Origin of the sequence: Kribbella sp. NPDC058245, from assembly GCF_042882005.1 — a bacterium.
GTDB lineage: Bacteria > Actinomycetota > Actinomycetes > Propionibacteriales > Kribbellaceae > Kribbella.
The window spans coordinates 13,090-25,665 of record NZ_JBHVWY010000021.1 but is presented as its reverse complement, the minus strand read 5'-3'; the positions used below and the strand labels follow the sequence as shown (position 1 = coordinate 25,665).

The following is a 12,576-nucleotide window of genomic DNA, read 5'->3' as shown; positions in this document are numbered from 1 at the left end:
CCACCAAGATGTATCTCACCAAGGGGCGCCCTGGCCCACGTCGAAGATCGGCCACCCGATCTCGGTTCGCCATTGCCCTTCGTCATTGGTTTCGTGCGGGCCGACAAGGTAGTACTCGCGGATCGGTCCGTCGACTGCGAGGGCGTGATCGGTGACGTAGGTGGCCAGTGACCCGTAGGCCAGGTCGATGTCGCCGCTGTGGGGACCGGGGTGCACGGTGAGGGCGAGTTCGACCTCCGGCACGACGAGCGCGGTCACCCGTCCGGTAGCTCGGACCGCGCCGTCGCAAGGCAGGAAAACCGTTGCCTCGCCTCGCTGATGGGAGAACAGGTCGTTGGCATAGATGGCGCCGCCCGGCCCACTGGGAGTGATCTTCTGCGCTGCCAGGAGTGCGTGCAGTTCGCCGAGCGCGCCTTGATACCAGGCGTTCGCGTCCTGGACGTCGATGACATCGGTTACCGCCGCCGCCGGGGTTGCCGGCTCCCGGCGGTGTTTGAACGCGGCCGGGACAGCGTCGACAGGCGGCTGGAGCAGGTCGCGCAGCGATGCCGCCGCCTGCTGGGTGCGGGCCAGGGCCATTTCCAGGCGCTGAAGGTGGGCGGCGATCAACTCGTTGCGAGCCGCCGTGTCTGCCGTCGTGATGACGGCATGGATCTCCTCCAACGGCATGTCCAGCGCTCGGAACCGCCGGATCACCTGAGCGGTCGGGATCTGATCGGTGGTGTAGCGGCGGTGCCCCGTGAAGTGGTCAACCTCAGCCGGTTCGAGCAGGCCGATGCGGTGGTAGTGGCGCAGCGCCTTGATGTTCAGGTGCGTCGCCCGAGAGAAGTCCCCGATGGCCAGTGCTGAGGGCATGACCTCAGTATGAGATCTCCCCTTAGGGGAGATACCAGCGCCGCGCCAGGTCTTGCACCTCCCCTGACCGCACGCTCCAGGCTCTCTCGTAGCGGCCAGTCACAACCGCTAGACCAAGGGGAGCAATGTCATGACGACGACAGAGCAGGACAAGGAAGCCATCATTTCCATCGTTCGCGAGATGGCCGAGTCGATGACCGGTGCGCAGAGCACCCGCCACTGGGCGTCGGACGTGCTGTGGTTCGACATTCCCCCGTTCGCGTCGCGGGGCGTCGCGCCGGCACGGAAGCTGTTCGACGACACCTTCGCCAACTTCGAGTCCTGCATGGTTGACGTCCTCGAAATGGACGTAACGATCACAGGGGACATGGGCATCGTCTGCACGGTGCAGAGCACGAACATCGTGCTGAAGACCGGCGCCAAGAAGCATGTCATGGTGCGGCAGACCGATTGCTTCCAGCGGCGGGAGCACGGCTGGGAACTAATCCACCAGCACGCCTCCCTCCCGGCGGGCGGCGAGTGGGACGGCAAGATCACGACGGCGTAGGGCCTGGCCTGCGCCGCGACCAGCCTCCCGGCCGAGCGGATCTCCTCGAAGACGGCAGCGCCCGCGATGGCGACGTCTCCCCGGCCTCGTCGCGGGCGGCAGCCGCCTCACCCGATCGACCCGACACTGTGCTGTCAACCGGCAGCTCAACTCATCATCGGAGACATGCATGAGCTACACACTCGACCCGGAGCTTGTACCGGCCATGGCCGCCCTTGCCGTGCAGGCAGCCCAGACCACGCCCCCTGCACGCGGCGACTGGCGCGCGGTACGGGCAGCCGCGTCGGCTGGTCTGGCCTACCTGGCGAGCATCACACCACCCTCGTCCGGGGTGAGCGCAACCTCCTTCAGCACTCCGACCAGCGATGGCCGAGGAGAGATCGAACTGCGCTGGTACACCACCGCCATGACGGCTCCGGGACGACCCGCGGTGGTCTACACCCACGGCGGCGGCATGCTCGGCGGCAGCATCGACCTCTACCACGAAGTCGTCTCCTGGTACGTCGCCGAAAGCGGCGTGCCGTTCCTGTCCGTCGAGCTCCGGCTCGCCCCCGAAGCGACGAGCCCGACCAGCCTGGCCGAAGACGTGTTCAGCGGGCTCACCTGGCTCGCAGACCACGCCACGGACCTGGGAGTCGACCCGTCCCGCATCGCCGTCATGGGCGACAGCGGCGGCGGCGCTCCGACCGCCGGTGCCGCGATCCTGGCCCGTGACCGCGGTGTGCCGGTGGCCAAGCAAATCCTCATCTACCCCATGCTCGACGACCGCAACACCACGCCAGACTCCCTGCCGGCAGAGCTGCTCACCTGGAACCACGACAACAACTACACCGGCTGGGTGACCCTGCTTGGCGATGCCCTAGGCACAGACGACGTATCGCCCGTCGCATCGCCAGCCCGGCTGACCGACTTCGCCAGACTCGCGCCCGCGTACATCGAGGTCGGCGACCTCGATATCTTCCGTAACGAGAGCATTGCCTACGCCCTTGGGCTGGCCACGGCCGGCGTGCCCACCGAACTGCACGTGCATCCGGGTGCTCCGCACGGATTCGAACGCTTCGTCCCCGACGCCGGCGTGGCTCGACGAGCCATGGCAGACCGAGTACGCGCCGTCGCCACCGTCTGAGGCGACCCACCAGGACCGGCCGAGAAGGGCAGCGCTCCCCCACGCGCCAGTTCGCAGGCGGATCCTGTAGCCCTCACCGACGCGGGCCCTCGTCGTCGCGAAGGTGGCACTCGTAGAAGCCGAACAGCACGCTCAGCTGGCCGTTGATCGTCCGGGGGGCGTACTTCGTGCCCAGCACCGCTTTGCCCGTGACCGAGTTCACCGAACCCAGCTGCGGTGCACCCGGTCGCCGGTTGAGGCGCTGCGGGACCGGTGCCTCGCGCAACCACTCGACGATCCGAAGCTGCTAGGTCACGCAAGAAGCTCGACGCCGCCAGATGCTCGTTATCGGGAAAGATCACCCGCCAACGCAGCCCCAGTTCGAACTCCGCCACCCGACCCAGCGCAACACCCTCCACCGGCACACCCTCTCCAGCCACACATCTACAGCGTCAACCGATGTCCTGAAGAGTTCAGTCACTAGCCGAGTCGGCCTCGCTCCGGCTGATCGACGTCCCCACACCGGCCGGGCATTGATCGGCCTTACACGGTTCCGTGGTCGGTTGCGGTGTGATGTTTCCCCTTGTGGATAAGGGATCCGGGACGGTCGGCGATTTGCGCAGCCTCGCTCGGCGTGCGTAAACTAGAACGCATGTTCGACGATGACCTGACGCTGCTCACGACGCCCGACCTGCTGGAGTCGGCCGCCGAGCAGCGTGCGTTGTCGAACCGGGCCGATGCCCGGGTGCTCGAACATGCCCTGGTTTACGCCGACCGTTTCCACCCTGATGCGTGTGCGGCGCGGGCTGGTCGCCGTTCGTTCGAGGGGCGTGAGCGTGGCGTGGTGCTGGGCGGTGAGGGCTGCCCGGAGATTCTGGAGTTCGCGATCGGTGAGTTCGCGGTCGTCATGGGTGTCTCACCCGGGGTCGGGCGCGGGATCATCGGTGACGCCTTGGCGTTGCGTCACCGGTTCCCGTTGACGTGGGTGAAGGTGTTGTCGGGTGAGGCGACGCCGTGGAAGGCGTGCCAGATCGTGCGTGACTGCGCCGGTCTGTCCGAGGAGGCCGCCCAGTACGTCGATGGCCGGGTCGCCGATCTGATCGACACCATCACCCCGTACCGGCTGGACAAGATCGTCAAGGCGGCGAAGATGCACGCCGACCCCGACGGCGCTCGTGCCGAGGCGGCCGCGAAGGTTCGTGAACGTGGCGTGTTCGTGGGGCGTTCTGATGAGCACGGAACCAAGACCATCTAAATCCGTACGTCGGTTGGTGCGGCCACCCGGTTCGATGCCATCATCGAAGCGCTCGGCGATGCACAGCAGTCCCTGGGTGATACCCGCTCACTACAGTTCCGCCGAGCCGAGGCGGTAGGCATCCTCGCTGACCCCGTCTTCGCCCAAGAGCTCCTGGATCAAACCCACCACGCCGCGACCGCCACTCCGGACACCACAGGTTCAACTACGCCGGCCCCAAACCCGGCAGCCCCGCAGACTCCCACCACGGACCCCGAACCTTCGAGCTCCACCACCCCAGGTTCCAGCACTGGCACCGCCCCGGCCCCGCACACTCCTACCCAAAGCGCCACAGCCCCGAGCCTCGCAACCCCACAGACTCCCACCTCGACTCCCGCGGCTTCGAGCTCCACCGCCTCAGGCCTTCCCGCTCTCAATGCCCTGGCCCCGAGCCCCGCCACCCCGCAGACTCCCACCCCGGGCTCCGCGGCCCCAAGCTCCACCGCGTCGGGTGCTCCCTGCCCCACGCCCACCTCGGACAGTGCAACGGCACTGAAGGATGTCAGCCCGGAGCTGCGGCAGCGCGACGCCGGTGGCGAGGACGACTGGGACGAGTGCTCGACGAGCATGGTCGAGCCAGGGCTGGATGATGAGGCCGACCGGGACGCTCCGCACCCGAGCATCAGCAAACTGCCGGACCCCTTGGACCGCCCCGATCACCCGAACCGCTGGCCAGTGGAACCATTCGACCCCGCCTCGGCGCGTGAAACCGACAGCGACACCGGCGAGCCCATGGACGCCGCAGCACAACGCGCACTTGCCAGTCGGCTCGCGCAGATCAAACGCGACGCCTATGCCCGGCTCGCATCCGCGACAACGCCAAGCGCTCACTCACGCCCAAGTACCGCCGCGCGCCCAGGTAAGACCGAGATCTATGTCCACCTCACCGACCAGACCCTCGCAGCCGGCGACGGCGTGATCCGGGTCGAAGGGCACGGGCCCTCACTGGCCTCGCAACTGGGTGAGCTGATCGGGTACGGGCCCTACATCGTCAAGCCGGTCATCGACCTCAACCAAGCGGTCTCGGTCAACTGCTACGAAGCAACCGACCGGATCCGGGAACGCGTCAAACTCACTCACCCGGTCGAACTGTTCCCTTACGGCACCCGCGAAACCAGCCGGAGCATCGACCTCGACCACATCACGCCCTACAACCCACTCGGCCCACCAGGCCAAACCAGCACCACCAACCTCGCACCCCTCAGCCGCTACGGCCACCGGGTGAAAACCCACGCGTCCGGATGGACGTTCCGCCGAATCAGCCCCACCACCCTCGAATGGAGAACACCCCATGGATTCGTCTTCCACGTCGACCCCAACGGCACGCACCGGATCTTCGAAACCGTCGGCTAATCCCCTCAACTCGGGTCACTAACGCGGCGGGTACGGGGAGTCCTGGAGGCCTAGGTTCTTCCAGACGAAGCGCGGGATCCAGGCGAGGAAGTCGCGGAGGATCAGGGAGTTGCGGGCGATCGTCTGGTGGTCGTGGCGGCCGGCGTCGAACCAGACCCAGTTGCCGACGACCTGGAACGAGGCCGGCTCGGTGGCCATCAGGAACTCCATCTGGCGCGGGTGGATGACGTCGTACGCGAACTTCTGGTCGCGGGCGTGGATCGCGAACCTCTTGTTGAAGGCTTCGCTCTCGAAACTGATGCCGGCGCCGAGGCCACGCCTGCTGACCTGGATCCAGGGCATGTGCACCGGCAGCTCGAAGCCGAGGATCGGCTCGCTGTGGTTCTCGGTGACGGTGCGGGTGGTGGTGCGGCCCTCGGAGTCGGTGGAGGTTTCGGTGCGGGTGGTCTTCCAGTGGTGGGTGAAGGCGACGAACGGCGGGCCGTCGCCGTCGCGACCGCGGATCACGTCGCTGGTGCTGTGGTCGTGGCCGCTGCGCGTGGTCGGTGTGCTCTGCAGCAGGCTGTCGTCCTGGCCGATCCAGTACCAGTCCGGGTGCTGGTAGAAGCCCAGGCGGGCCTCGTGCTCGGGCTGCATCCAGTGGTCGAGCGGTGTGGCATCGATCGCGGTGGCGATGGCGGCCAACTGCTCCAGCCACGGCGCGAGCAGCTCGGGGTCCTTACGCGGCGGATCCTGGATGACCAGCTGGTCGCCGTCGATGCTGAGATTCACGCCCGGCTGACTCCCGGCCAGCGTGAGCAAGGCAGTGCAGAGCTGGCCGCTCAGCACCTCGTTGGCGAACGCCGGGTCCTGTACGCCGACCGTCCAGCCGGTGCCGAGTTGCGGCGGAACGGGCACCATGGTCGCGGAGACACCGGCCCGGGGCTGCGTCTGCCCGCCGGTGATCCACAGCTCGGGCAGGCGGCGCGACAACGTCACCATGCCGACCCAACCCTTCCAGTACTCGCTGTCGTACTCGATCACCTGAAATGCCCGTCCGCTGCCGGTCAGGCCGGTGATCTGATCGTCCGGCGAGCGCTTGAAGCCCAGCCCGAACGGCGGGTTGTTCAGCCGCGCGACCGTGGCGAACGACGGGCTGCCGACGAAGGTCCAGCCGCGGTCCCGCAGTGACTTGAGATACCGCTGGCGCCGGACGAACCACACAACGACCGCCAGCACGCCGATCAGCGACAGCCCGCTCACTACCAGGGGCAAGGTCGACAGTCCGCTCATCGTGTCCCTCTCAGTTGTCCGATCCGCCGGTCCAGGATCTGCCCCAGTACGACGGCGTGGACGGGCGGTTGGATCCAACCACATTTGCCGGTCCCTCGGCGGCAGGTCGGCTGCTAGAGTCGGCGGCCTAACTGCATATCGCGCCGTTCGAATCGGGGCGGGAGAGTCCGGGTGCAGCACAGCCCGGCGCCGAAGGAGCAAATCTCCCCAGAATCTCTCAGGCCCACTGACCGTTCCGATGAGGCGAACTCTGGAAAGACAGGTCCGCTCGGACCTGCACCCACGGTGCAAACCGCCCGATCCGGCGGCGAAGCTCTCAGGTACCGATGACAGAGCGGGGAGGTCACCCAGCAGTGGCACCGCATGGTGCCTGACCGAGGGAGCCTCCCAACCTATGGCAGAGTCGCGCGCGACTGCTTTGCACGCAGAACATCAACAGCTCGGTGCTTCGTTCATTGCCTTCGCTCAAAATGAACAGAGCGCCGGCTGGACGATGCCGGTGCGCTACACCTCCGACATCGCCGAGCACTCCGCTGTCCGGACCACGGCGGGCCTGTTCGACCTGTCCCACATGGGCGAGCTCGAGGTGATCGGCGCCACCGCCGCGCAGGCGCTCGACCGCAGCCTGGTCGGGCAGCCGTCGAAGATCGCGCCCGGCCGCGCGCGGTACTCGATGCTGTGCGCCGAGGACGGCGGCATCATCGACGACCTGGTCGTCTACCGGCTCGCCGACGACCACTTCCTGATCGTCGCGAACGCCAGCAATACAGCAGTTGTCCATGCTGAGCTGGCCGCGCGGGTGGCCGACTTCGCGATCGAGGTTCGCGACGCCACGGACTGCTGGGCGCTGATCGCGGTCCAGGGGCCGGTCTCCGCGGAGATCCTGACCGAGCTGACCGAGGCCGATCTGCCCGCCCTCAAGTACTACGCGATCACCGAAGCGAAGCTTGCCGGGAGCAACATCCTGCTCGCCCGCACCGGGTACACCGGTGAAGACGGTTTCGAGATCTACTGCCGCCCGGACGAGGCCGCGCGGATCTGGGCCGACCTGCTCCGGACCGGAACGCCGTACGGGCTCAAGCCGGCTGGGCTGGCCTGCCGGGACACGCTGCGTCTCGAGGCCGGGATGCCGCTCTACGGCAACGAACTCAGCCGCGAGCTGACACCGTTCGAAGCCGGGCTCGGCCGGGTCGTCGCCTTCAGCAAGGAAGCTGACTTCGTCGGCCGCGAGGCACTCGCCCGTCGCCGCGACGAGGGCGCCCAGCGGGTGCTCGTCGGCCTCACCTCAGCCGGGCGGCGGTCGCCGCGCAGCGGGTACGCCGTACTGGATCCGGCGACCGGCCGGGATATCGGCACGGTCACGAGTGGCGCGCCGTCGCCGACGCTCGGGCATCCGATCGCGATGGCGTACGTCGACGCGAGCTACGAGGAAGCGGGAACCCGGCTGCAGGTCGACATCCGTGGCACGCACGACGACGTGACTGTCGTCCCCCTCCCCTTCTACCGCCGCCAGGAGTCCTGATGTCTGTCCCCACTGAACTTCACTACACCGCGGACCACGAGTGGGTCGCGGTCGATGGCGACGTCGCTACGGTCGGCATCACCGCCTTCGCGGGCGAGGCCCTGGGAGATGTCGTGTACGTCGACCTGCCGGCTGTCGGCACCGCGATCGCCACCGGCGACGCGTGCGGTGAGATCGAGTCGACCAAGTCGGTCAGCGACCTGTTCGCGCCGGTCGACGGCGAGGTCGTCGAGCTCAACGAAGCCGTCGTGGCCGATCCCGGCCTGCTGAACACCGACCCGTACCAGGCCGGCTGGCTGGTTCGGATCAAGGTCACCGGACCCACCAATCTGCTGGATGCCGGTGCCTACGAGGCACTGATCGGAGGCGAATGAGATGAGCACCCTCAACCAGTCCCTGGCCGAGTTCGACCCGGAGATCCACGCGGCGGTGACGGCCGAGCTCGGCCGTCAGCGCGACACCCTGGAGCTCATCGCCAGCGAGAACTTCGCCCCGATCGCGGTGATGGAAGCGCAGGGTTCCGTCCTCACCAACAAGTACGCCGAGGGCTACCCCGGCCGCCGGTACTACGGCGGCTGCGAGCACGTCGATGTCGTCGAGCAGCTGGCGATCGACCGGGTCAAGGCACTGTTCGGTGCCGACTTCGCCAATGTCCAGCCGCATTCCGGTGCACAGGCGAACGCCGCCACGATGTTCGCGCTGCTCAACCCGGGTGACACAATCCTCGGCCTCGATCTCGCGCACGGCGGTCACCTCACCCACGGGATGCGGCTCAACTACAGCGGCAAGCTGTACGACGTGGTCGCGTATCACGTCCGCGACACCGACTTCGTGGTCGACATGGCCGAGGTCGAGCGGCTCGCGCTGGAGCACCGGCCGAAGCTGATCGTCGCGGGTTGGTCGGCGTACCCGCTGCAGCTCGACTTCGCCGAGTTCCGGCGGATCGCCGATCTGGTCGGCGCCTACCTGATGGTCGACATGGCGCACTTCGCCGGCCTGGTCGCGGCCGGACTGCACCCGAACCCGGTCGCGCACGCCGATGTGGTCACCACCACGACCCACAAGACCCTCGGCGGTCCGCGCGGTGGCGTCATCCTCACCAACCGGGCGGACCTGGCGAAGAAGTTCAATTCCGCCGTCTTCCCGGGCCAGCAGGGTGGTCCGCTGGAGCACGTGATCGCCGGCAAGGCGGTCGCATTCAAGCTCGCCGCAACGGAGGAGTTCCGCGACCGGCAGCGCCGTACGCTCGAGGGCGCCCAGGCGATCGCGACCCGGTTGCTGGCCGACGACGTCCGGGCCGCTGGGATCTCGGTGCTCACCGGCGGGACGCAGGTACACCTCGTCCTGGTCGACCTGCGGAACTCCGAGCTGGACGGGCAGCAGGCCGAGGACCGGCTGCACTCGGTCGGCCTGACGGTGAACCGGAACGCGGTGCCGTTCGACCCGCGGCCGCCGGTGGTCTCCTCCGGACTCCGGATCGGTACGCCGGCCCTGGCGGCTCGTGGTTTCGGGCCGGCCGAGTTCGCGGAGGTCGCGGACATCATCGCCACCGCGCTCGTCGACCCGGCCGATCTCGACGCGCTCCGCGAGCGGGTCGGCCTGCTCACCCAGAAGTTCCCGCTGTACCCGGAGCTCTGACTCCCTTACCAGCAACGGAATTGCCACTAGTGGCAATTCCGGCTCCGCTTCGGGGCTTCATGCAACGGTTCGGCCCGAGCCAAGCGTTCTTGCCTACATAAGGGTCCTGACCGGAAGTTCCGAGGCCGGGGCCGGGGGCATCGACACCTCTCTTCACCGACCTCCCCCGGACCAGTCTGTGCCTATTCCGGTCTAGACCTGTATTTGCCATGGGCGGGTTCGGAGGAGGCTGGGGTGGCTCAACACAAGCAACTGCGCCGCAAGGTCGGGAACACGGTCGCTTTGATCACGGCGTGTGTCCTGGTCTGCGGGATCGCGTTCGCCGGAGCGGTCATCCTGCTGGGCGAGAACCGGCGGCTGACCGCGAGCGGAGCACCATCCTCCTCTCCCCTGCGGCAGGCGCCGACGGCCGTGCCGTCGCCAGGGGCGAAGAAGCCTGCGAAGCCGGTCGCCAGCGGCTACGCGTGCCCGGGCTACAGCGGTCTGCAGAAATCCGTCCTGCTCCCGATGATGCTCAACGACACCTTTGCCTGGGGCAACAACGCGGCGTACAAGGTGGGTAACGGTTCCGGCGACATCAAGTGGGAATCGGACCCTTACACCGACCCGAGCTGGCATCTGTGGCTGCACTCGCTGCGCTGGCTGGGCAATGGAATCGACTCGACCCGGGCCGGCAACGCCAAGGCCAAGGCCAGGAACCACACGCTCGGGATCATCCAGGACTGGGTGAAGGACAACCCATTCCCCTGGAAGAATGACGCGAGTGCGTCCGAGTCGACGATGCACCGGACCAACGTGCTGATCTGTACCCGGCAGGCACTCCTCACCGGTCTTCATACGCGCACACTGCCGGCGCAGTACAAATGGCTCGACGACGCGCTGCTCACGCACGCGCAGTACATGATCGACCACTGGAGCGGGATCCGGAACCACGGCACCGACGAGAGCATCGCGCTGTTCGGCGTCGGCTGTACCTTCGGCCGCCAGGACCTGATGACGAAGGCCCGCGACCGGCTCAACTCGGCCGTCGTCCAGTCCATCGACGCCGAGGGAACGACCAACGAGCAGTCCGTCGGGTACGCCGGCTTCAACTACCGGCTCTGGGGCCGCGCGGCCGAAGTCGTCCGGCGCTGCGGGGTCGATCCCGGCCCGGCGATCGAGGCCCGGCGGAAGCTCCTGGCCGACTGGATGGCACTCGCCACGAAGCCGAACGGCGAGCTGTTCCAGATCGGCAACACCACGCAGGAGAAGGTCCACAGCGAGCCCGGTACGCCGTGGGAGTTCGTCGCGACGCAGGGAAAGTCGGGCCCGCACCCGGTCCGTCGTACCGGGATCTTCAAGGGCGGCTTCATCTTCGGCCGGACCGGCTGGGGTGAGCAGCGGGCGTTCGGCGCGGAATCGGCGTACAGCATCCGGTTCGGGCCGGCGGCGCTGTACCACGGCCACGACGACCACACGTCGATCAACTACAACTGGCACGGCCAGGACATCCTGATCGACCCTGGGTACTACGGCTACAAGAAGGGCGACGTCCAGGACTGGGCCCCGAGCCAGGCGGCTCACAACGTGATGACCATCCCGACCGCCCAGAGCAAGAAGGTGCCGACGCGGCTGGTGGGCTCGGCCAGTACGTCGAACTCGGACTACTACGAGCTCGCCGACCAACCCGCCGAAGGGGTCAACCGGGCTCGCGACCTACTCGTCCTGAAGGACCCGGACGTCGTCATCGCGCTGGACCGCGGGGTGTCGTCGAGCGAGCAGCGCTACGAGACCTTGTGGCACCTGCCGCCCGGTCAGAACGTCACCGTGCAGTCGCCCACCACAGCGGTGGCAACCGGCGGGAAAGTGCAGACCCACCTGTTCCAGATCCCGTTCAGTGACGTGAACGGGACCACCACGGTCGAGCAGGGCAAGTCGAACCCGGCCCAGGGCTGGTACCTCCCGGACATCTTCCACACCAAGCCGGCTCCGGTCGTCAAGTTCACCCAGACCGGTCAGAACGCCCGCATCCTGTCCGTCATCGCCCCCGCGGCCACCGGCGAACAGGTCTCCTACACCACCCGTTCCGCCGGCCCGAACTTCTTCGTCGACCTCACGGTCGGCGCCACCAAGGTCACCATCAAGGTCACCCCCGACGGCCGCCTCACCCGAATGAACTGACCTCTTTGGCCGACGCCGAAGTCCGCTTTCACCCAGCATCGAATCCTTTGAGCGCCCACCCGCCCCGAGGTCGACTACACCCACGCCCGCACCAGACCTGAGGGAGGCGACATGGCCGTCAAGGACCAGTAGTTCGCGAGCGCGGTCGGCCGCTGTCAGCGGCCGACTGCGCGTTCCAGCTCCGCCTTGTTCATCTTGGAGCGGCCCTTGACGCCCTTGTCCTTGGCCTCGTTGTAGAGCTGCGCCTTGGTGCGGCCGCCCGAGCCCTTGTGCGACCGGAGGCCGCCGCGGCGACTCGACGAGATGTCATGGGTGGAGCTGCGGCTCGACTCCTTCGCCTCGCCGGACCGGGCGCGCTCCTTGTTCACCGTCCGCGCCGCGATCTCCTCCGCCACGTCCTCGCTGCGGCCGCTCTTCTTGAGGCCGGCCTTGATGTGTTCGTACTGCCGTTCCCGCTTCTTGCTCGACCCAGCAGGCATCGTCCAAACTCCTTTCGGCGTCCGCCCGGTACCCAAATGGTGTGTAAAGACACCAGGGGGCCGGACAACTTCGTTGCTCGCCATCGCGTCATGAAGTCGCGCGGGGTACGTCTCACCAGCACGGAAGGCGGTCGAGCGAGCGGATGGGGTGTTACAGATGAGCCATGACGGTGGTGGATCGGTGGAGCAGGTGGGTGATATCTGCCGGTTCGCGTGGGCTGTCGGCGGGCAGTCACATGTCTGCCGGCAGGGAGACGGTCACGCGTTACCGCACAAATGCGGGTACTGCGGCGTCGAGGAGCACGACAAGCCGCACTAACCGCCAGAGACTGTCCGGGGCGCCGTCTAGAG

General features: G+C 67.4%; 13 protein-coding genes and 1 riboswitch. Of the genes, 9 read left to right on the top strand and 4 right to left on the bottom strand.

Annotated elements, in window-relative coordinates:
• Positions 1 to 15: 15 nt before the first annotated feature.
• Positions 16 to 855: a MerR family transcriptional regulator gene (locus ACFVWG_RS36515; RefSeq protein ID WP_391548058.1), complete on the bottom strand. Its 840-nt coding sequence runs from the start codon at positions 853 to 855 to the stop codon at positions 16 to 18.
• A 130-nt stretch (positions 856 to 985) separates the two neighbouring features.
• On the opposite strand from ACFVWG_RS36515, the gene ACFVWG_RS36510 reads away from it, so the two are divergent.
• Together ACFVWG_RS36510 and ACFVWG_RS36505 are read left to right on the top strand one after the other, a co-directional pair.
• Positions 986 to 1,402, top strand: coding sequence for a YybH family protein (locus ACFVWG_RS36510; RefSeq protein WP_391548057.1), 417 nt, complete (start codon positions 986 to 988; stop codon positions 1,400 to 1,402).
• Positions 1,403 to 1,571: 169 nt separating this feature from the next.
• Entirely contained in the window at positions 1,572 to 2,528 is a 957-nt protein-coding gene (locus ACFVWG_RS36505; RefSeq protein WP_391548056.1) for an alpha/beta hydrolase, read from the top strand.
• A 73-nt stretch (positions 2,529 to 2,601) separates the two neighbouring features.
• Here ACFVWG_RS36505 and ACFVWG_RS36500 read toward each other — a convergent pair whose 3' ends face one another.
• A complete protein-coding gene (locus ACFVWG_RS36500) occupies positions 2,602 to 2,793 on the bottom strand; it encodes a hypothetical protein (protein WP_391548055.1) in 192 nt (63 codons plus the stop codon).
• Between the two features lie 366 nt (positions 2,794 to 3,159).
• Here ACFVWG_RS36500 and ACFVWG_RS36495 point away from each other — a divergent pair, with 366 nt between their 5' ends.
• Entirely contained in the window at positions 3,160 to 3,762 is a 603-nt protein-coding gene (locus tag ACFVWG_RS36495) for a hypothetical protein (RefSeq protein ID WP_391548054.1), read from the top strand.
• A gap of 606 nt (positions 3,763 to 4,368) precedes the next feature.
• Positions 4,369 to 5,154: a hypothetical protein gene (locus ACFVWG_RS36490; RefSeq protein WP_391548053.1), complete on the top strand. Its 786-nt coding sequence runs from the start codon at positions 4,369 to 4,371 to the stop codon at positions 5,152 to 5,154.
• 18 nt (positions 5,155 to 5,172) lie between these two features.
• On the opposite strand, the gene ACFVWG_RS36485 is transcribed toward ACFVWG_RS36490, so the two are convergent.
• Entirely contained in the window at positions 5,173 to 6,426 is a 1,254-nt protein-coding gene (locus ACFVWG_RS36485; RefSeq protein ID WP_391548052.1) for a hypothetical protein, read from the bottom strand.
• 148 nt (positions 6,427 to 6,574) lie between these two features.
• Positions 6,575 to 6,669, top strand: a riboswitch (glycine riboswitch).
• 151 nt (positions 6,670 to 6,820) lie between these two features.
• Between ACFVWG_RS36485 and gcvT the strand changes: the two genes are divergently transcribed.
• From gcvT to ACFVWG_RS36465, 4 genes are all read left to right on the top strand, one after another.
• Positions 6,821 to 7,948 (top strand): glycine cleavage system aminomethyltransferase GcvT, encoded by a 1,128-nt coding sequence (gene gcvT / locus ACFVWG_RS36480; RefSeq protein WP_391548051.1) that lies wholly within the window; start codon positions 6,821 to 6,823, stop codon positions 7,946 to 7,948.
• Complete coding sequence (gcvH, locus tag ACFVWG_RS36475; RefSeq protein WP_391548050.1) at positions 7,948 to 8,322, top strand: glycine cleavage system protein GcvH; 375 nt, start codon at positions 7,948 to 7,950, stop codon at positions 8,320 to 8,322. The genes gcvT and gcvH overlap by 1 nt, the downstream gene beginning before the upstream one ends.
• A gap of 1 nt (position 8,323) precedes the next feature.
• Positions 8,324 to 9,586, top strand: coding sequence for a serine hydroxymethyltransferase (gene glyA, locus ACFVWG_RS36470; RefSeq protein WP_391548049.1), 1,263 nt, complete (start codon positions 8,324 to 8,326; stop codon positions 9,584 to 9,586).
• Between the two features lie 234 nt (positions 9,587 to 9,820).
• The gene (locus ACFVWG_RS36465) at positions 9,821 to 11,746 is read left to right on the top strand and encodes a heparinase II/III family protein (protein ID WP_391548048.1); all 1,926 of its coding nucleotides are present in this window, start codon (positions 9,821 to 9,823) and stop codon (positions 11,744 to 11,746) included.
• Between the two features lie 155 nt (positions 11,747 to 11,901).
• Here ACFVWG_RS36465 and ACFVWG_RS36460 read toward each other — a convergent pair whose 3' ends face one another.
• Positions 11,902 to 12,225: a plasmid stabilization protein gene (locus ACFVWG_RS36460; RefSeq protein ID WP_391548047.1), complete on the bottom strand. Its 324-nt coding sequence runs from the start codon at positions 12,223 to 12,225 to the stop codon at positions 11,902 to 11,904.
• A 157-nt stretch (positions 12,226 to 12,382) separates the two neighbouring features.
• On the opposite strand from ACFVWG_RS36460, the gene ACFVWG_RS36455 reads away from it, so the two are divergent.
• The gene (locus ACFVWG_RS36455) at positions 12,383 to 12,544 is read left to right on the top strand and encodes a hypothetical protein (RefSeq protein ID WP_391548046.1); all 162 of its coding nucleotides are present in this window, start codon (positions 12,383 to 12,385) and stop codon (positions 12,542 to 12,544) included.
• Positions 12,545 to 12,576: the final 32 nt, after the last annotated feature.

Bases quoted from the DNA above. Each gene is read 5' to 3' on its own strand.
- ACFVWG_RS36515 (WP_391548058.1), bottom strand. From the start codon at position 855: ATGCCCTCAGCACTGGCCATCGGGGACTTCTCTCGGGCGACGCACCTG.
- ACFVWG_RS36510 (WP_391548057.1), top strand. From the start codon at position 986: ATGACGACGACAGAGCAGGACAAGGAAGCCATCATTTCCATCGTTCGC.
- ACFVWG_RS36505 (WP_391548056.1), top strand. From the start codon at position 1,572: ATGAGCTACACACTCGACCCGGAGCTTGTACCGGCCATGGCCGCCCTT.
- ACFVWG_RS36495 (WP_391548054.1), top strand. From the start codon at position 3,160: ATGTTCGACGATGACCTGACGCTGCTCACGACGCCCGACCTGCTGGAG.
- ACFVWG_RS36490 (WP_391548053.1), top strand. From the start codon at position 4,369: ATGGTCGAGCCAGGGCTGGATGATGAGGCCGACCGGGACGCTCCGCAC.
- ACFVWG_RS36485 (WP_391548052.1), bottom strand. From the start codon at position 6,426: ATGAGCGGACTGTCGACCTTGCCCCTGGTAGTGAGCGGGCTGTCGCTG.
- gcvT (WP_391548051.1), top strand. From the start codon at position 6,821: ATGGCAGAGTCGCGCGCGACTGCTTTGCACGCAGAACATCAACAGCTC.
- gcvH (WP_391548050.1), top strand. From the start codon at position 7,948: ATGTCTGTCCCCACTGAACTTCACTACACCGCGGACCACGAGTGGGTC.
- glyA (WP_391548049.1), top strand. From the start codon at position 8,324: ATGAGCACCCTCAACCAGTCCCTGGCCGAGTTCGACCCGGAGATCCAC.
- ACFVWG_RS36460 (WP_391548047.1), bottom strand. From the start codon at position 12,225: ATGCCTGCTGGGTCGAGCAAGAAGCGGGAACGGCAGTACGAACACATC.
- ACFVWG_RS36455 (WP_391548046.1), top strand. From the start codon at position 12,383: ATGAGCCATGACGGTGGTGGATCGGTGGAGCAGGTGGGTGATATCTGC.